Genomic DNA, 19,633 nt, shown 5'->3' with positions numbered 1-19,633 from the left:
AGCCTGCTTTTTTATTGCCTGAAATTCAGATCTATTGATAACGCTCCTGCCAGAAGATCATTCGATCATTACCACGAGCACGACCGAACGTAATAATCGCATCAGGCACACTGATGTCGTTAGCATTGCCATCCTGATCCCAATCGTATCTTAACCATTCATCGATCGAAGACAATCCCACTGGGAAGTAACCAGTATTGTCATTACCGCCTGTACCTGCACCCGGCGCCGTGAAGATCAGGCTGAAATCACCCGATGCGGCATCACTATTTGTGCCATTGATGCTTAAATTACCTACGGTACTACCATCACCAACGGTAACAGTGCGGTCTGCAGCAACACTACTGATTGGATTACCATCGTAACTAATATTGGCTAATGGAATGGCAGTACAGCTATCATCTGTATTGCGCACAAACGCAGCGCTATCCCAATACTGAATTTCAAACGGTACCGGGAGATCTTCAGTTTCTGGGCCATGGGCGGATTGCAGGATAACGCGACCGTAACGAAGCTCCGTAGGATCCCCCAGCGCTATGCCTGTACAGCTTCCAGTACAATCACCCGCTAAATCGGGATCGATATTCAATGCTGAAGAAGTAAAGTTACGGCTATCTAATTCAGAAGAGATAGACATGCCTAACTGCAGCTGGGTGTAGGGACCATCTTCTAACCCAGCAGATCCACCTTGGCGTTGGAAGATCAGATCAGTAATATCAGTTGAGCTTAGCGTCGTTCTATCAATGACACCCTCAGCCCAACCACTTAACGAGGTAGGCGTAGTGAGACGAGAACTGAGCTCATTGCCGTCATTATCATCCTCAGCGCTCAATTCCAAAACTGCAGTATTGCTATAAAGCGCAAGGTCATAGTTTTCGGTGAGCTCCCCGTCGGCAGAACGTGCTTCAATCTTGTATTCAAGGGCAGAGAACGGCTGTTGCATATAAGTAAACGGAGTACATTGTTCCTGCACAGCTGATTCAGTTAGAACGAAGTGATCTGGATAGAAGCGGCCAACCTTACGGTATTCACTACCAATATCCACGCCCGACTGAATATAGTTACTCATCGAGCCCTTAAGTTGGATACTGCCTACTTCATCATACTTCAAACCAACAGCTGAACCATTAGCAGCCCCAAGCGATATGGTTGCTGTACCACCGCTAAAATTACCTAACTGCCCAGTCCCAGTATTCGGCGTAAAGAATGTCGCATCTGCAGATAGAGTTGCAGATCCGGTAAAGTTTGGCGTAATGCCATTATCAGTCAGATCAGCAATATTATCGGTACCGCTTGTTTCCAACAGCGTATTGCCATCAGTATCTATTGCATCGGGAATACCATCATTATTGGTATCCTCAGCAGCATCATATAGATAAGCGTTTACCTCAACATCAAACGGTTCATCAGCAGCGATAAAGCCTGACGCACTCGTAGTCCCAGTTTCATCACCTTCTGGATTAGCTTTACCTGCAGAAGAAATAACCGGGAAACCGAACCCAAATGGACGCACAACGAATAGATTCGAATTGCCTGTCATAACCGCGCCAGTGTCTGGCACGGTATAACTCGCCTGTAACTGCATTTCACCTGCATCATTGTAGTTAAGGCGGATAGGCGCTTTAGACTCTGCATCGAATATCATAGCAACAGACTTAAATGTTTCCGGTGTACCGGCATTGAGGTCAACCTCAGGATTACTGCCACTTACAACATTAAATTCACGCCCAGAAACACACGAAGTTGGGTTACTACACTGAGCCGCTAAATTGATCGATTTAGGAATACCATCATTTGGAAAAGCAGCCTGACAAACACTAGGGTCTGCAGTGGTCGCTTCAACCGCTTGAAGATAAAGGTTAGCAGCCCCAAACCCAGCATCAGATGCTTTACCCGCTATCTGAGTTGGTATGGTCTCTACACCAGCGCCATCAATAAAACGGAAGCCCGCGAGGGTGAAGGTAATATTAGGGTCATCAGCTGCTATCCAACTACCGCTGTTCTCAGTAATGGAACCATCTGTAACGTTGAAACCAAAGGTTTCGCTGGTGCCACTTAAGATTGGGTGAGCAAACTGTAAAACCGCCGACTGTGCACCAGAAGCAAAGGTAAACGTAGCTACGCCATCATCAGTACTACCATTATCAAATGCCGATGTACCACTCACTGCACCCACCCAATTGCCTTTACCGGAAGTAGCAGTGATCGTCATAGAAGCGCTCCCTGCGTCTACCGCACTATGAGCGCTATCATGAGCCGAGACAGTAATATTCTCAATTAAACAGGTTACACCACTCTGATCATGAGTAATGGAGTAGTGATCAATCGATGCAGCACAACTACGAGGGGAACCATCCCAGTTGTTAGAGTTCATAATGTTGGTTCGTATATTACCGATATCAGTCTGTGTCAAAACAGAGTCAAAAATCAGCATTTCATCCAGTAGGCCTTCCCAATCCTGAGAGCTATCAAAGCCACCACCAATTGAATCCTGCTCCTGACCCAAAATCAGGCCGCCAGTAACAACAGATAAAGGATTACTATCATTGGCATCTGGATGAGTAATACACCCTTGGCTCACACCATCGATAAAGAAACAGCTTTGTAGGCTATTTGCTTTACGGGTCCATGCGAGCTGGTGCCAATAACCATCTCTCATAGTTGGGGTACTACTCATTCGGGTAGAGGTATCAAATGGTGAATCACTTATAGTCGGCCAGAACTGGTTTGAGTTATCAAAATACCAAACAGCCTCATTGGTTGCCGCGCCAGAGTTACCCGAAGCCGCAGAGAGAATGGTCGAATCTTGAGTCTGCGAAGTCTTCGCCCAAACAATAACGGTGAAGTCCTCTAACCCATCCATCGCATCCTTGTTTAATGAGATAAAATCAGTGGTACCTGCCAAACTTAGATCTGCCGCATTACAAAGCTGAGCATCACTACTTGGAGAGCTGTTAGTAGCCGTACCATGGTAATCATTACCACTGGAATCAGCCACGTCATCCGTACCACTCCAACTATTTTCATCGAATCGCCAATCAGCTACCGGACTTAGCGTGGCAGTCGCGCAACTACCTCGGCTAGTACCATCATAGTTATTACCAGCATTCTGATTGGTATAAATTTCTGTGACTTGCGCGCTAGTAAGAACCTGTCTGAATGTTAACAGCTCATCAAAATCACCATCCGCAGAAACATTACCTTCGCCTGCGATATAATCGCTGCGGTTATCCCCAAGATAAAGCGTCAGCATCTCACCAATAGATAGACTTTGTGAGAATGTGGCATTTACCTCCTGAGCACCATTTACGTAAAGCTGCATATTCCGATTAGCCATATCCCACGTGGCAACAATATGTACCCATTCCGTTGATGGATAACTGAAGCTAGTAGAAGAGGAATAACGATAATCTGCATCGGACGTATTCTCTAATCCGTACCTTAACCGCCCGCTAGTCTCCATAGTGATGAAGAAATATTTATCATCACTACCTGTGGAAGACGCACTTAGTAAAATCTTACGGCTACTGTTGTTGCCCCACGTATCCGCTGATCTATACCAAAAACTGATTGAACCGGTATCGCCAATTTCATCATCAATATCAACTTGGGAATCAATAGCATAGTAAGTATTCGTGCCACTATTAGCGCCAACCGAACCCGCGCGACAAATCTTACCATCGGCAATATTTGTCACATTGCCAGACCCAGTATCGACAACTGAACCATCGTTACTACCAATGTTGTCTTCTATCTCTCCACTGGTCCCATCCCAAGACGTTTCATCCATACGATGCTCTGAATAAGGCGTAGGAACCATCACCGTACAGTTTGAAGCAGATCGAGAGGTACCATCTGCATTTAAGCCGCTATTTTCATTAGTATAAATCTGCTGAGCATGAGAAGAGGAAAGGACTGATGCATAGACTTTAAATTCATCAATATAACCATCAAAAGCCTGACCGCTGTTGAAAGAGCCACCGTATGAATCCTGTTCTTGTCCAAGAATAACCGAAGAGCTATTGCTGATAGAGACCTGAGAACCACCACCATCATCATGACAGGCAGCAAAGTTACCATCGACATACAAGCACATATCATTGCCTGATCGAGTAATCACTAGATGGTGCCAGTTATTATCAGTCAGAGTGGTTCCGGCATTTAGAGTATTACCGTTATCTCCGACATTCAGACGTACCTGCGAAGAATTAATCAGATAGATCTCTATCTCATCATCACCCGTACTGTTGCCTAGCGCTTGGAAAACCTCTTGCTGAGCCTTGGAAGTACCGGTTTTTATCCAAGTAGAAATACTAAAGTCATTAAGGCCATTCAAAGCATCACGGTTCACGGTTACGTAATCAAAAGTACCGGTGGCCGAGAGATCTAAAGAACGGTTAATAACTAACTCAACAGCAGAACTATCCGTACTATTTGCTGTACCGTCATAATTACCGGCACTGTCGGTAACACCTGAGCTTAATGAGCACTCATCAAACCGATATTCAAGATCTGGGCTTGGTAATGGGCCACTACCGCCTCCAGACGATGCATTAATCGATACACCTGCAATCGCCCAGTCATCACTATCTTCCAGGTCCCAACGAATTGACGTCGAGGACTGACCGTCTCTCGTTGCACCTGCTCCAGCTAATTTATTGTTGCCGTTTGCCTTATAATTCCAACGCTCTGTACCTCTATCTATATCGAACGGATCATCTTGCTGCTCTGCAGCAGCGACAGCAAACACTAGATCCCCTGATGAAGAAGAAACCGAAACCGAGGCGCGATCACTATCGCCGGTATTACCCTGATAAGAGGAAACGGGGTTGATCTGGTCCACCCCTGTAAAGGTCATAACCCCAGCCCCGCCGTTTTTTTGTACCGTCTCATTGAAGGTAACAACGACATTGGCTGAGCCTGCATTAGGATTCGTTAACCGCCAAATTTCTACTCTCGAATCATCCCCGGTTGCAGTAGAGCCAACACGAGTTAAAGCAACACCACCATATGTGACGGAAGTTACTGATTCGAAATCCTCATTCCATAAGGAGACGCCCACCAGCATCAAGCGTTCGCTGCCGCTTCCTGTGGTATGAGAAATGGTTAGAGAAGAAGCACTGGAAAAGTTACCCGAAGAGGTATTATCAATAGAGATTGCAGCAAAGAGATGCTGAGTGAAGAATAAAAGAAATATATAGAGCCCTAGATAAAACCGTTTCATCCCTACCTCAGCTACAACAAATAAATAGGCCATCCGTTAATTCTAGACCGATTCTGTACAAAAACGTTCTAAATAGCCGCCTTGATCAAGTTCAGTTGATACCTTTCATCCAAAATCCGCCCTATCGCACTACCTTGCGCTAAGTGATAAGCATACTGCATATGTAGGCAGCGAATTTTATCCCATTGAGAGATACCACCGATCCCATACTTACTGTACAGCGGTGTAAAACCTAATTCTTCGATACGTTTTTTCTGCTCTTCAGAAGCAGAAGCCCAACGAAGATCTACATAACGCTGCTGATCCGCTAAGTGCTCAGCGCGAAGCTCTTCGTTATCCATCAGTTCTTGTTCCAACTCTTTAACCGCACCTGCTGTTTCTATCTCAGCAATGGCTTGATAGATATCCTTACTGGCCATCCAAAAAAGCGTCGGGAAAGGTTTATCATCAACCAAAAGATCCATCTGCAATACCAATGGAACCTCTTGATCGTTTTGCACAGCAATACCCGCTAAACCACGAGGCTCACGGCCTAACTGCTGTCGAATAATTTCTAACTGCTTTTCACTTGGTGAAATCAACACTACTACTCTCTATCTGTGACAAGCGAATGAATAGATTAATCTATTTATTATACATTACCGTAGTCTTCACCACGGCCAAGCCAACGTTCAACTAAGGAATCTGCAAAATCAGGCCACTCTTGCATCTGGCCCGCCACCATTTTAACCCGGGTCAAAAGGTCAGAATCACGTTGCAGGTCTGCCATTTTAAACTGCATTGTTCCGGTCTGCCTTGTCCCGAGTACTTCACCTGGGCCACGCAGTTGCAAATCCTTCTCTGCGATTTTAAAACCATCGGTGGTTTCGCGCATCACGGTCAAACGCTCACGCCCCTGATTGGATAAAGGCACTTGATACATCAACACACAAAAGCTTTCGACAGAGCCTCGGCCCACTCGACCACGCAGCTGATGCAGCTGTGCTAAACCTAAGCGCTCGGGGTTTTCGATGATCATCACACTGGCATTAGGAACATCAACACCTACTTCAATGACCGTAGTGGCGACTAAAAGATCCAATTCAGCGGATTTAAACTGCTGCATAATTTCAGCCTTTTCAGCCGGTTTCATACGGCCATGGACTAAACCTATGCGAAGTTCAGGTAGCGCTACTTTCAGATCTTCAGCAGTAACTTCTGCCGCTTGGCACTGCAAAGCTTCAGACTCTTCAATCAGAGTACATACCCAGTAAACCTGACGCTTTTCTGCACAGGCTTTTTGTACTCGCTGAATGACTTCATCACGGCGGTTATCGGCGATAACTACTGTATTCACAGGTGTTCGTCCCGGTGGCAACTCATCGATAATAGAGCAATCCAGATCGGCGTAAGCACTCATAGTCAGAGTTCGGGGAATCGGCGTAGCGGTCATAATTAACTGATGCGGAGCTAACTCACCATTGCGCCCTTTTTCACGCAGTGACAGCCTTTGATGCACACCAAAGCGGTGCTGTTCATCGATCACCACTAAACCTAGATCAGAGAAAACAACTTCCTCTTGGAAGAGCGCATGAGTCCCGACAACAACTCTTGCCTCGCCAGTTCTAATCGCTTCTAGTTGCGTCTGTCGCTGCTTGCCTTTGAGTTTGCCTGCCAACCAAGCAACTTTGATATCCAGTGACTCTAACCAGTTACTGAAGTTGATAAAGTGCTGCTCGGCCAATATCTCGGTCGGCGCCATAATCGCAGCTTGCAGGCCACTTTCCACCGTTTGTAGAGCAGCCAAAGCAGCCACAACGGTTTTACCTGAGCCTACATCACCCTGCACTAAACGCAGCATGGGATAAGCTTGCGCCAAATCGTTGGCTATTTCGTTGCCTACGCGCTGTTGCGCACCGGTTAACGGGAACGGTAGCTGATCTAAAAAGGTCTGTTTAAGTTGTCCTGTGCCCGGTAGTTCCGGCGCGCCTTTTTGACGTGCTTTTTGGCGTAATTTCAACAACGAGAGGTGATGAGCGAGTAGCTCTTCAAACGCCAGACGACGTTGGGCAGGATGCATCCCGTCCAACAAAAGGTGTTGATCTACATCGACTGGGGGGCGATGCAAATAAGCTACGGCATCATTCAAACTTGGGAACTGCCAGCCCTGACGTAACTGATCAGGCACGAGCTCTTGCAGGCCACCCTCTTTCAGATAGTTAAGCGCTTGATCAGTCAGAGCACGTAAGCGCCCCTGATGAAGGCCTTCGGTTGTTGGATAGATCGGCGTCAGGCTCTCTTCTACCGGCACCAAATCATCGTTATCCACCCGCTTATATTCTGGATGGACGATCTCCAAACCATTCGCCCCGGTGCGCGCTTCACCAAAACAGCGAATACGGGTACCGGGTTTTAAGTTATTTTTCTGAGCAGCGGTAAAATGAAAGAAACGTAGCGTCAGCGACCCAGTACCATCTTGAATACGGCACAACAAACTACGGCGACGACCTTTGCTAATATCCGCTAGTTTTACCTCACCCTCAACCACGCACTCATCACCAGGACGTAGCGCCCCCATAGGCACAATACGCGTGCGATCTTGGTAACGCAGAGGAAGATGAAACAACAGATCCTGTAGATTTTGAATACCAAGGTTATGCAGCTTCTGTTCTAACGCAGCGCCAACACCTTTTAACTCTGTGACAGGAATCGCAGCGAGCAACAAACTTATTTACCACCTGCAGGGTCAAAAGAGGCAATCGCTTCAACCAACACATCGATCGCCTGCGGACGCGGGAAGCTAGCACGCCAAGCAACCCCAACTGTACGTTCCGGCACAGGCTCTTGGAACGGTCGCGTTACCACCATCTCTGATTGACCCGTTCCATATACAGCGGATTGCGGCAATACAGAACAACCTAGGCCAGAACCAACCATCATACGGATAGTTTCTAGAGAGCTACCCTCGGTAATCGTATGTTGAGTATTAATCGCTTGATTCAACGTTGGGCAGGATTCTAATACCTGATCCCTAAAACAATGCCCTTCACCCAATAACAACAGCGGGGTATTAGGCAGATCTTCACTATTGATCGTTTTCTGCTGAGCCCAAGGATGACCCACAGGCATCAGCATTTCGAAATGCTCGTCGTAGAGAGGACGCGTCAGAATATCTGGCTCTTGGAATGGCAGCGCCAAGATAATTGCATCCAGCTCACCATTACGGATCTTAACTCGCAGGTTCTCGGTGAAGTTTTCCTCGATATAAAGCGGCATATCCGGTGCGAGCTTTTGTACCTGAGAAACCAGATGAGGAAATAGATAAGGTCCAATTGTGTAGATCGCACCAACACGAAGTGGGCTTTTCAGTTGATCTTTGCCCTCAAGCGCCAGATCTTTGATGGTATCGGCTTGCTCAAGCACGCGCTGCGCCTGTTGCACCACTTTATCACCTACAGGTGTGACTCGAACCGAGTTTTTACTGCGTTCAAACAGTGGTACACCCAACTCATCTTCGAGCTTTTTGACCGCTATAGACAAGGTAGGCTGACTGACAAAGCACTTTTCAGCCGCATGACCAAAATGCTGTTCTCTCGCCAAGGTAACAATGTAACGCAATTCTGTAAGGGTCATCCGGCCTTATCCTTTGCTATGATAGGTCTGTGATTTTCGGAGGCTTAACCTGTATGCAACAAGCAACTATTCTCATCGTCGGCTGCGGCGATGTTGGCTCAACACTTGGACAAATGTTATTAAATCAAGGGCATAAGGTATTTGGCCTACGTCGTAATATAAACCAGCTACCGCAAGGCATCCAAGGAATAAGCGCTGATCTCACAAATTTAGAGAGTTTAAAAGCGGCTCTGGCGGATTTAGATGAGTGTCACATCCTTGTCTACGCGGCAGCTGCCAGTAGTCACGATGAAGCAGGCTACGAAGCGGCCTACGTAACCGGCGTACAAAACACCCTACAAGCACTACCCTCCAAACCTAAACATCTATTCTTCACATCCAGTAGTGGCGTATACCACCAGAACGATAGTGAGTGGGTTGATGAATCAAGTCCCTGCGAGCCTAAATCATTTAGTGGCAAAATCATGCTCAAAGGTGAACAGCAGGTTTTAAGCGCTGACATACCGGGTACCGTGGTTCGGTTTAGCGGCATTTATGGCCCCGGAAGAAATCATCTAATAAACCGAGTAATGCGTGGCGATATCGCCCCAGCTAAACCTGAGCATTATAGCAACCGTATCCACCGCGATGATTGTGCGGGCGTCTTAAGCTTTCTAATTTCCAAAGTGCTCAACAGCGAAGCTATAGATCCGTGCTATCTGGCCAGCGATAGCAATCCAGTCACGATGCATGAGATCACTACTTGGATGGCGACAACAATCAATAGTCAGATCACGTCTGAAACCGTTTCACGTCGAGCAGGCAGCAAGCGCTGTTCAAATAACAAGCTGATTAAAGCGGGCTATACTTTTAAATACCCTTCATATACTGAAGGTTACAGTGATTTATTAGATCTTGATCAAAAGTAAGACGATAAATCGAACTAAAAGTCACGATTGCTGCAGTTTTTGATACAATCGCGCGCTCAATTCAGCAGTATTTTATAGTATGCAGCAGTATCGCAATCTAATACTTGGTTTTGTCCTGATCATTACCTTAATGACAGGCTTAGGCGGCTTTAGCCTATACCATCTCAACAACATCTCTAAAGATGTAGACAACATCTATAACCACCCCTTTGCTGTGAGCAATGCAGGTCAGTCGATCCAGACCCTCGTGTTTGCGATGCACCGGGATATGAAAGATGTGGTGTTGGTCAAAGATCCGGATCAACTCAAAGCGACCCTAGAGCAAGTTCACCGCCAAGAGCAGCAAGTACTGCAAGAGTTCGACATTATCTTTGAACGCTTTCTAGGTAATAAAGTCACCATTAAACAGGCTTACCAAACCTTTATTGAGTGGAAACCGATTCGTGACGAAGTAGCCAAATTAGCTTTAGCTGGTAAAACAGAAAGAGCCGCAGAGATTACCCGTACAAAAGGTGCTCAGCATGTAGATAAGCTACTTTCAGAAGTACACGAGTTTGTGCTCTTTGCCCAGAACAAAGCCGAAGAATTCCATCAGCAATCATCAGAGAATAGAGATCACTCGATCTACGTGGTCGCCACCATCGGCGTCTTAACCATTGTTATCTCGTTGTTAACTGCGATCAAGGTGACACGTTTAATCCTGCGCTCGAACAAGGCCCTATCCCAACGAGAACATCTGATCGACCAAAACATTATGCTCGCTAACCTTGATACACAGGGCGTGATTATTGACGCCAGTAACGCCCTGTGCCGCTTCCTCAATACAACTAAAGAGGAACTGGTCGGTAAGCAAAGTAACTTTTTCGATAACTCTGATAGCCACAGCATGCTGTCAGAACAGATCTGGAAAACCATAAAGACCGGAAAAACATGGCAAGGAGAGATCCGTCATATCAACGAAGATGGCTTAATGCATTGGGCAAACTCGCGCATTTTACCCAACATTAATGATCGTTATCAGATAACTGGGTTTACTAACCTCTTGCAGGACTCCACCAGCAAAAAACTATCGATCACCGATAAACTAACGACATTGCCAAACCGCCGTAGTTTTGAAGATGTGTTAGAACGCGAAATTAAGCTCAGCTACCGTCATGGTACAGCGATCGCGTTAGCTATTCTGGATGTAGATTTCTTCAAACTGTACAACGATACCTACGGTCATCCGCAAGGGGACAAAGCCCTGCGTGATATAGCAAACTGCATTAGAGGCTGCCTACGCCGCCCATCTGATTATGCTTTCCGCATCGGTGGCGAAGAGTTTGCCATTATTATTACGGAACAAGATGTAGCCAAAGCACAGGACTTCTTAGATCGAATTAGAGTAGAGATTGAAGCACTGCATATCCCTCACCAAAAGAGCACTGTCAGCGACTATGTCACTATATCTATCGGTGCCTACTGGAGTGCAGGCAACCAAATTTCTGATAAGAATGAACTCTACACAGAAGCAGATAAAGCCCTGTATCTAGCTAAGAACAATCGTAACGAACTAGTTGTTCATAACCATCAAAGCTATGTAAAAAGCGCATAACAGCCTTGCCCAATAAGTAAGGCTGTTATCTAAGAAAAGAAACAAGAAAGAAAGGTTACTTAGCAAACTCTTCTAACAGGGTTTGCTGAGCAGAGAAGACCTCTTCATCCTCTCCTGGTTGGTTCTGAATATAACTACCGTCCGCCTGTAGCTCCCAGCTCTGACAGTTATCTTTCATGTAGTAATCCAGCTCACGCTTCAAACGTTCACTATGCTTACCAAAGACTTGGAAACCAGTCTCCACACGGTTAAGCATGTTACGTTCCATCCAGTCCGCACTCGCACAGAACACCTCAGGTTTACCGTCATTACCAAAATAGTAAACGCGCGTATGCTCTAGGAATCGACCGATAATTGAGCGAACTTTGATATTTTCAGAAAGGCCTTCAATACCCGGGCGTAAACGACACATACCACGGATAATCAGATCGATCTGAACACCCGCCGCAGCCGCCTCGTATAATGCACGGATCATCTTCGGCTCAGTCAGACCATTTACTTTCACCATGATATGACCTGGCTTACCCGACTTAGCTAAGCGGGTCTCACGACGGATCAGGTCGATCATTTTGGAGTGCAGGGTAAATGGCGCTGTGTATAACTTTTTCAGTTTCTGGATCTTACCCATACCTGTTAGCTGCTGGAAAACCTTGTGGACATCTTCGCCCACCTCTTGGTCCGCAGTCAGATAGCTGTAATCAGAATACAGACGCGCTGTACCGGAGTGATAGTTACCCGTACCTAAGTGAGAATAACGCACTAAGTGATTCTCCTCTTCTCGTACGATTAACATCGCTTTGGCGTGGCACTTGTAACCAACCACCCCATAAACAACCAAACAACCCGCCTCCTGCAAACGTGCTGCAAGATGCAGGTTACTCTCTTCATCAAACCGCGCTCGAAGTTCGATGACTACAGTCACCTCTTTACCGCTACGCGCCGCTTCCACTAACGCATTAACGATATCTGATTTAACCCCTGTTCGATAAAGAGTCTGTTTAATCGCTACGACATCCGGATCTTTCGCCGCCTGACGCAACAGATCCACAACTGGCGTAAATGACTGGAATGGGTGCAACAGCAATTGATCATTAGCTTTTAGGGCATCAAAGATATTGTCGCCTTTCAGCTTGCCTGGGATACCCGGTGAAAAAGGTTTCCAACGTAGATCACTACGTTCGACCAGATCTCGAACCGCCATCAAACGCGTCAAGTTTACCGGACCATTTACGCGGTAAGTCTGAGACTCATCCAGTTTGTATTCTTTTTGCAGAAAACTAATCAGGTCTTCAGGTGTCCGCTGATCCACCTCTAGCCTTACCGCATCCCCGTATTTACGCGAGTGCAGTTCACCACGCAGGGTATTTGCCAAATCTTCAACCTCTTCCACGTCGAAGGTCATATCGGCATTACGCGTGATACGGAACTGGTAGCAACCTTTAACCTTCATCCCCGGGAATAGCTCATCCGCAAATTCGTGGATAATCGAGGACAAGAAGATCAGGTTATCGCCACCATCACAGAGGTTGTCTGGAAGACGGATCAAACGCGGTAAAGAGCGCGGCGCCGGAATAATTGCCATGCCGGTTTCACGACCAAAGGCATCTTTACCATCCAGCTCAACAATAAAGTTCAGGCTCTTGTTTACCAGACGTGGGAATGGATGTGATGGGTCCAGACCAACAGGGCTGATTACCGGTACCACACGATCATGGAAGTAAGACTGCACCCACTCTCTCTGCTCCGGCGTCCATAGATGACGACGAATAAAATGGATCTCTTCCTTCTCTAATTCAGGGAAGATCGTTTCATTCAGAATCTTATATTGGCGATCGACAGTCAGGTGACAGATTTCGCTGATACGCTGCAACACCGTACGCGGGTGCATTGCATCGGGACCTACCGCCTCTCGACCATATTTCAGCTGAGTCATCTGTTCAGCAACACGGATCTCGAAAAACTCGTCCAAGTTGCTGGAGAAGATCAACAGGAACATCAACCGTTCTAGTAACGGATGCTGTTCCTCTAAGGCTTGTTCTAGAACTCGGATATTAAACTGCAGATGGCTGAGTTCACGGTTTATATAGAGCTCGGGCACCTTCAGATCAACCGGTGTTTCCTCTACCTCTTGCTCTGTTGTTGCCACACATTCACGGCTTTCTAATAACGCCGCTGCCGCTTCGCTCTGTTCCGCTGATTCAACCATCACGCTGTTTTCTCTCCCTAATTCTTTAACGACTACAGAATAAAGTTTAGTCGTTTAATATCTGTGCGACGCGTTTCGCAAAATACGTCAGAACGCCATCAGCCCCTGCACGCTTAAACGCCAACAGGGATTCAAGCATTACGCTACGCTCGTCTAACCAACCATTTTGGAAAGCAGCCATATGCATCGCATATTCACCGCTCACCTGATACACGTAGGTTGGCGCTTTTAATTCATCTTTAACTCGGCGAACAATATCCAGATACGGCATACCCGGTTTTACCATCACCATATCTGCACCTTCCGCCAAATCCAGTGACACTTCATGTAGTGCTTCATCACTGTTAGCTGGGTCCATCTGGTAACTAAACTTATTACCTTTACCAATGTTCGCCGCAGAACCTACTGCATCACGGAAAGGGCCATAGTAAGCGCTCGCATACTTAGCGGAGTACGCCATGATCAATGTATTTACAAAACCATTGCTCTCTAGCTCATCACGGATACCACCGATACGGCCATCCATCATGTCACTTGGTGCGACAATATCAGCACCCGCTTCGGCGTGAGATACTGCCTGCTGGATCAAGGTATCAACCGTGCGATCATTCAGCACATAACCATTTTCATCGATAATGCCGTCCTGCCCGTGAGTCGTGAACGGGTCCAGTGCAACATCGGTCATGATTCCCATCTCTGGGCATGCATCTTTAATTGCTTTTACCGCTCGCTGAGCAAGACCATCTGGATTGTAAGCTTCTTCTGCAAACTCAGTTTTGGCATCCATCGGCGTCACTGGGAACAAAGCCATTGCAGGCACACCTAAAGATGCAAGCTCTTTAGCTTCCTTAACCAGTAAGTCGATACTCATACGCTCGACACCCGGCATAGACGCGACTTGCTCAGTTTGATTTTGACCTTCAATCACAAAGACTGGATAGATCAGATCATCTGGCGTTAAAACGCTCTCTCGCATTAGACGACGGGAAAAATCACTGGCACGCATACGACGCATACGTGTTTCTGGGTAAAAGCGCTGGCTGTTATTAAAGGACACGGCATCTTCCTTAGGTTACAAGATGAATATGACAGAAAACGATGACAAGCTTATGACAACCTAGAGATCAGGCTAAAAATTAAGTAACTTTTTGTCACCATAGTAATAAAACTGATCTTATCGTACTCTGCATACAAAAGGGTATGATCAAACTCATATCACTGTAGATAAAGGAGCCTGAAAGCATGAAGAAAATTGCAGTAATTCTATCTGGTTGCGGCGTATACGATGGCGCAGAAATTTACGAGTCGGTTCTGACTTTGCTACAGATCGCCGAAAGCGGTGCAAGTTCTCAGTGTATGGCACCGAATATCGAGCAGATGCACGTTATTAATCACCTTACTGGCGAAGAAGCCGGTGAAACACGTAACGTTTTGGTTGAAGCCGCTCGTTTAGCTCGTGGCGAGATTATCGATCTAGCAACAGCCAATGCTGAAGATTACGACGCTTTGATTATTCCAGGTGGTTTTGGTGCAGCGAAAAACCTATCGGACTTTGCGGTAAAAGGCCCAGAGTGCTCAGTTAACCCTGATGTAATTAACTTTACTCAAGCGATGCATAAAGCTGGCAAGCCAGTTGGCCTAATCTGCATTGCTCCAGCAATGACACCAATTCTATTCGGTGAAGGCGCGACATGCACAATCGGTAATGATGCCGACACTGCATCCGCAATTGAAGCGATGGGTGGTAAGCACCAAGATTGTGGTGTTAGCGAGATCGTAATTGATTCCGAGCGTAAAGTCGTTACAACTCCAGCGTACATGCTAGCGGGTTCAATTACCGAAGCGGCATCAGGTATCCGTAAGCTAGTAGATGAAGTGCTTGAACTAGCTTAAGTAAGAATCACTGACAGAAAAAAGCGGCGGCATTCATTCGCCGCTTTTTTATGCATCTTTTATTAAACCTAAGCTTTACCTTTTAGCCTTTTCCCAGCGTTTACGTTCCCTGACGACGATGCGACCACTGCATAAAGATGCGGTACAACATAGGAATCAGGAACAGCGTCAGTACGGTCGAGAACGCCAAACCACTCACAATCGCAGTCGCTACCGGCCCCCAAATTAAAGAGTGACCACCTAAGCCTGTTGCTAAAGAGAACAAACCGGCAATCGTTGTCAGCGAAGTAATCAAGATTGGAATTACTCGTCGTCTAGCCGCGTATAAGGTGGCATGTTTTACCGACATCCCTTTATCTAATCGTTGATTACCCGCTGATATCAGCACAATCGCTGCATTCACCGCTATCCCAGCCAAAGCGACAACACCGTACATAGTAAATAGGCTCAAAGGGTTTTGTGTCAGCAATAGACCCAGTACTACACCGGTAAACGCCATTGGGATGGTCATCAAGATCATCAGAGGCTGCATATAGCTGGAGAACTGTGTACCCAAAATCAAATACATCAGGCCTATACCAAACAAGAAGAGAATACCGATCGCATCTAAACTCTCTTGGATATCGTCCAACTCACCAGAGAAGTCTAAATCTAGATTTGGAAATTGTACTTGGAGCTCGTTATTCCAATGCTCCAAGACCATAGCGTTAGCGGTTACAGTATCGATGCTGTTAGGCAGAAGGTCAGCTTCAACCGTGATCGCTCGGCGGAAGTTGTAGTGTCGGATATTGCCAAGCGCCTTCTCTTTTTCAAAACGCACCAGATTGATCAACGGAACACGTCCACCATCCGCTAGCGGTAACTCAAATAGAAGTAACTGTTCGATATCACTGTACTGCTGAGGCTTCGCCCGCACCCGCACTTCTAATTTTTCGCCTTCGTGCTGCATATCTGCAACTATTTCACCATCTACCAGCAACTGCGCTGTACGGATAACCTCTTGGGGATTTAGCCCCGCTTGAGTGATCGCATCATAATCAGCTTTCAACGTTAACGTCATACGACCGCCACCGGCGTCATCTGTTACGTCAGTAATGGCATCCACTGTATTCATATACGCTTTCAGTGCATCTGCTGCAGCTCGAATTTCGGCATATTCATCACCACGGACTTTGATACTGATCGGCTTGGATACCGGCGGACCACCCGCAATACGAAGGAAAGAGATATTCAACGGCCCCGGCAACGCCAAGGCATCTTCACGCACCGCAGCTAATAACTCATCGACTGAACGGTTATCTTCTGTTTTTGGCTTCAAACCGACTAAGACCTGGCCATAGTGCTCACCAAACATCGGCGCTGTTTCGGTAAATTGCTGCCCGGCATAACCGACTACTGCTCGCAGATCCTCGTCTTTAACATGCTGTCTTACCACTTTCTCCATCTGCTTCACTTTATTCAAGGTCGCATCAAGCGAAGTTTGAGGTGCCATCTCAATATTGACGTAAAACAATCGCAGCGGATCAGAGGCAAAGAAATCCATCTTAATTAGACCCGCACCTAACGCGCCCATCGAGCCGATAAAGAGCGTACCGATCAAGCTAAAAGTCAGCACAGGGCGACGCATCGCTTTAATCAACGAGCGTACATAAGTGATCTGAATTTTATGGGTCATGCGGGTACGAAAGCGCTGCATCCGTCCCGGATTCGCAAAGGATACTCGTGCCACACTAACGTGTACCGGCAGCATCCAGAATGCTTCGACTAGAGAGATCGCTAATGCGATGGTGACCACCATGGGGATCACCCGCATAAAGTCACCTAATATCCCCGGCAGCAGCATTAAAGGTAAAAAGGCCGCCATTGTGGTTAAAACAGCACTCACCACTGGACGACCCACCTCTTCGAGAGAGGCCATGGTCGCTTGATAGATCGGTTGTCCTAGCTGTAAACGATGATAGATCGCCTCCACCACGACCACCGCGTCATCCACCAGCATGCCGAGCACAATAACCACACCGAGCAGCACGGTGACATTTAAGGTTTCGCCCATGCCCCACAGCACCCAGAAAGTACCTGCCAGAATAAACGGGATACCAATCGCAGTTAAGAAGGCGATATGCGCACCCAAGAACAACCACGCCACTACCAATACCAAGATCAAACCGATCAACGCATTGTTCTGCATAAGGCTGATCGCTTCACGGGTGGGTACGGTCTGATCATCCACCAGCACCAGCTTCACACCGGTCGCTTGGGCCAGCTCGTTACGCTGGTCCATATAAGTTTTAACCCGCTCAACCAACTCCAGAGTATTGGCATTAGCTGTTTTCATCACCGCCAATACAACCGCAGGTTTGCCATCAATCACCGCATCTTGCTGCGCTTTTGCGCGGGTTTGTACAACCTCGGCAACTCGGCCAAGGGTGATCTCTTCCCCCTGTAGATTGATCAACGGGATATGCTTAACCTGATCTGGGTCGGCACTTCGACCCACAAGGCGCACAAGCCATGCCTGCTCACCAACATTCACGCTACCGGCAGAGATATCCTGAAACCAAACAGATACAGTATTCGACAACTGAGTAGGCGACAGCGATAGCGCCTGCAGCGCTTCAGGGTCAAAATTTACCTGCAACTCAGGATCATCCAGACCAATCGGATCGACCCGATCTACACCAGTGATCCGTTCCAGATCTTTTTCGATATTACGCGCTTGCACCCTGAGGTTTTCGTCGTCATCCAGTGCGGTCACTGCCACAGTGACACTTGGAAAAGCGTTGGCGCTGGTGATCTCTAAGATAACCGGATCAATCGCATTTTCCGGTAGCTCGTCTTCTACATTTTGAATCTCTCGGCGCAGATCATTGATACGTTTATCAAAGGTACGCTCATCAATATCAGAAAAACGTATCAGCAAACTCGACACTGCTTCGCGGCTATTAGAAGAAGCAAACTTAATATCCGAGACATTGCGAATAGCGTCTTCCAGCGGGTCGGTTACACGCTTCTCGATATCGTCGGCGCTAGCCCCCGGAAGCACAGTGGTCACGACAACCCAGTTAAAGTTAATTGTGGGATCTTGCTGGCGAGGCAATAGGTTGTAGCAAAGGAAGCCAATCACCAATACCAACAGGAAGGTGAGATTAGCTAAGACATGGTTATTAAACAGGCGAATCAACATAACCGTTTTTACTCCTGCGCCATCACAGTCACATCACTGCCCGATTCAACCCCATGCTGACCTTCGACAATCACCATCATATCCAATGGCAGATCAACAACTGCAGCCTGACCTTCAACCGCTTTAGGTAATGCAATAAATTCTGCTTTGGAATCATTCAGACCCATCACTCCCAACTGACCATCACGGGACACTATGTACTGAACCGGCAAGCGCCCTTGTGGCTCCTGCCATACCAATCGGCCACTACTACCTGATAGCGCTTTCTCTGCGCTAAATTGAAAACGAACTTCTTGAGTACGGGCACGATTTTCAACAAAAGGCACAATCACCCGTAGTCCAAGTGGATAACGCTGCTGTTGAATCAAGTATTCAATCTTTGTGGAATTAGGCAGAGAAGCAAGCTGCTTACTACTTAGCAACGCTGATACTTCCTGACGATCTTCAGCCAGGACCTTAAATAGAGGCGAGCCAGATGCAACCAGGCTGCCTTCACCTACTAAACGTTCAGTCACAACACCTTTAAACGGCGCTACTGGGGTGCAGCGAGATACCGCTAGCTCTGCTTCATCTACACGGGCTTTAGCACCGGAAGCTTGCGCTAATAAGCTATCCAGCTCAGCGCGACGCTGATCACGCAGTTCTTTTGAGGCATTACGCTGTTTTAGCAGTCGCTCAGCTCTGCTTAATTGCTGACGGGCCAAACGCGTTTGCGCTTGCAGCGCGTTTAACTCACTTTTGACTTGGACTAAGCGCAGATCAAAATCACGACATTCGAGCTTTAGCAGTGGCGCGCCCTTATCTAGCTGATCACCAACATTAACAAGCACTTCTTCAACAAGTGCATTTAAACGACTACTGATAATCACATGATGATCGTTGATCACCTGCGCTGGTGCGCTTTGACTGGATGGGACTAACAGTTCAGACAGAGGCTTAACTACCACACTTTCTGCTGCCTGAAGCTGAGTACTTAAAACCAAAAGAGTAAGAGTGAAGAGCTGTCGCATAA

Annotated in this window: 11 protein-coding genes; 3 read left to right on the top strand and 8 right to left on the bottom strand. The window is 47.0% G+C overall.

Going from position 1 to position 19,633, the window contains the following annotated elements; all coding sequences use genetic code 11:
* Positions 1-31: 31 nt before the first annotated feature.
* The 4 genes from ACMXYV_RS00870 to ACMXYV_RS00855 form a co-directional block, all read right to left on the bottom strand.
* A complete protein-coding gene (locus tag ACMXYV_RS00870; protein WP_415889899.1) occupies positions 32-5,224 on the bottom strand; it encodes a DUF6701 domain-containing protein in 5,193 nt (1,730 codons plus the stop codon).
* 68 nt (positions 5,225-5,292) lie between these two features.
* A complete protein-coding gene (locus ACMXYV_RS00865) occupies positions 5,293-5,808 on the bottom strand; it encodes a DUF501 domain-containing protein (RefSeq protein WP_415889898.1) in 516 nt (171 codons plus the stop codon).
* A gap of 47 nt (positions 5,809-5,855) precedes the next feature.
* The gene (gene recG, locus ACMXYV_RS00860) at positions 5,856-7,934 is read right to left on the bottom strand and encodes an ATP-dependent DNA helicase RecG (RefSeq protein WP_415891470.1); all 2,079 of its coding nucleotides are present in this window, start codon (positions 7,932-7,934) and stop codon (positions 5,856-5,858) included.
* Positions 7,931-8,836 carry a hydrogen peroxide-inducible genes activator gene (locus tag ACMXYV_RS00855; protein WP_415889897.1) on the bottom strand — a complete coding sequence of 302 codons (906 nt, stop codon included), beginning with the start codon at positions 8,834-8,836 and terminating at the stop codon, positions 7,931-7,933. Before ACMXYV_RS00855 ends, recG begins: the two co-directional genes overlap by 4 nt.
* Positions 8,837-8,889: 53 nt before the next feature.
* On the opposite strand from ACMXYV_RS00855, the gene ACMXYV_RS00850 reads away from it, so the two are divergent.
* On the top strand, positions 8,890-9,744 hold the full coding sequence (locus ACMXYV_RS00850) for an SDR family oxidoreductase (RefSeq protein ID WP_415889896.1): 855 nt from the start codon (positions 8,890-8,892) through the stop codon (positions 9,742-9,744).
* A gap of 79 nt (positions 9,745-9,823) precedes the next feature.
* Positions 9,824-11,338, top strand: a complete 1,515-nt coding sequence (locus tag ACMXYV_RS00845) for a diguanylate cyclase domain-containing protein (protein WP_415889895.1) — start codon at positions 9,824-9,826, stop codon at positions 11,336-11,338.
* Positions 11,339-11,393: 55 nt separating this feature from the next.
* Here ACMXYV_RS00845 and ppk1 read toward each other — a convergent pair whose 3' ends face one another.
* Both ppk1 and hemB read right to left on the bottom strand, forming a co-directional pair.
* A complete protein-coding gene (ppk1, locus tag ACMXYV_RS00840; protein ID WP_415891469.1) occupies positions 11,394-13,544 on the bottom strand; it encodes a polyphosphate kinase 1 in 2,151 nt (716 codons plus the stop codon).
* A 46-nt stretch (positions 13,545-13,590) separates the two neighbouring features.
* On the bottom strand, positions 13,591-14,601 hold the full coding sequence (hemB, locus tag ACMXYV_RS00835; RefSeq protein WP_415889894.1) for a porphobilinogen synthase: 1,011 nt from the start codon (positions 14,599-14,601) through the stop codon (positions 13,591-13,593).
* A 185-nt stretch (positions 14,602-14,786) separates the two neighbouring features.
* On the opposite strand from hemB, the gene elbB reads away from it, so the two are divergent.
* Positions 14,787-15,437, top strand: a complete 651-nt coding sequence (gene elbB, locus ACMXYV_RS00830; RefSeq protein ID WP_415889893.1) for an isoprenoid biosynthesis glyoxalase ElbB — start codon at positions 14,787-14,789, stop codon at positions 15,435-15,437.
* 100 nt (positions 15,438-15,537) lie between these two features.
* Here elbB and ACMXYV_RS00825 read toward each other — a convergent pair whose 3' ends face one another.
* Together ACMXYV_RS00825 and ACMXYV_RS00820 are read right to left on the bottom strand one after the other, a co-directional pair.
* Complete coding sequence (locus tag ACMXYV_RS00825) at positions 15,538-18,621, bottom strand: efflux RND transporter permease subunit (protein WP_415889892.1); 3,084 nt, start codon at positions 18,619-18,621, stop codon at positions 15,538-15,540.
* 8 nt (positions 18,622-18,629) lie between these two features.
* Positions 18,630-19,631 (bottom strand): efflux RND transporter periplasmic adaptor subunit, encoded by a 1,002-nt coding sequence (locus ACMXYV_RS00820; protein WP_415889891.1) that lies wholly within the window; start codon positions 19,629-19,631, stop codon positions 18,630-18,632.
* Between the last annotated feature and the right edge of the window lie 2 nt (positions 19,632-19,633).

The sequence above is a fragment of the Neptuniibacter sp. SY11_33 genome (genome assembly GCF_047778025.1).
GTDB lineage: Bacteria > Pseudomonadota > Gammaproteobacteria > Pseudomonadales > Balneatricaceae > Neptuniibacter.
This window is presented reverse-complemented; position numbering and strand designations above follow the sequence as displayed.

What these genes read in the sequence shown, in the direction of transcription:
- ACMXYV_RS00820 (WP_415889891.1), bottom strand. Translation starts at nt 19,631, where the DNA reads ATGCGACAGCTCTTCACTCTTACTCTTTTGGTTTTAAGTACTCAGCTT.
- elbB (WP_415889893.1), top strand. Translation starts at nt 14,787, where the DNA reads ATGAAGAAAATTGCAGTAATTCTATCTGGTTGCGGCGTATACGATGGC.
- ppk1 (WP_415891469.1), bottom strand. Translation starts at nt 13,544, where the DNA reads ATGGTTGAATCAGCGGAACAGAGCGAAGCGGCAGCGGCGTTATTAGAA.
- ACMXYV_RS00825 (WP_415889892.1), bottom strand. Translation starts at nt 18,621, where the DNA reads ATGTTGATTCGCCTGTTTAATAACCATGTCTTAGCTAATCTCACCTTC.
- ACMXYV_RS00850 (WP_415889896.1), top strand. Translation starts at nt 8,890, where the DNA reads ATGCAACAAGCAACTATTCTCATCGTCGGCTGCGGCGATGTTGGCTCA.
- ACMXYV_RS00855 (WP_415889897.1), bottom strand. Translation starts at nt 8,836, where the DNA reads ATGACCCTTACAGAATTGCGTTACATTGTTACCTTGGCGAGAGAACAG.
- ACMXYV_RS00870 (WP_415889899.1), bottom strand. Translation starts at nt 5,224, where the DNA reads ATGAAACGGTTTTATCTAGGGCTCTATATATTTCTTTTATTCTTCACT.
- ACMXYV_RS00845 (WP_415889895.1), top strand. Translation starts at nt 9,824, where the DNA reads ATGCAGCAGTATCGCAATCTAATACTTGGTTTTGTCCTGATCATTACC.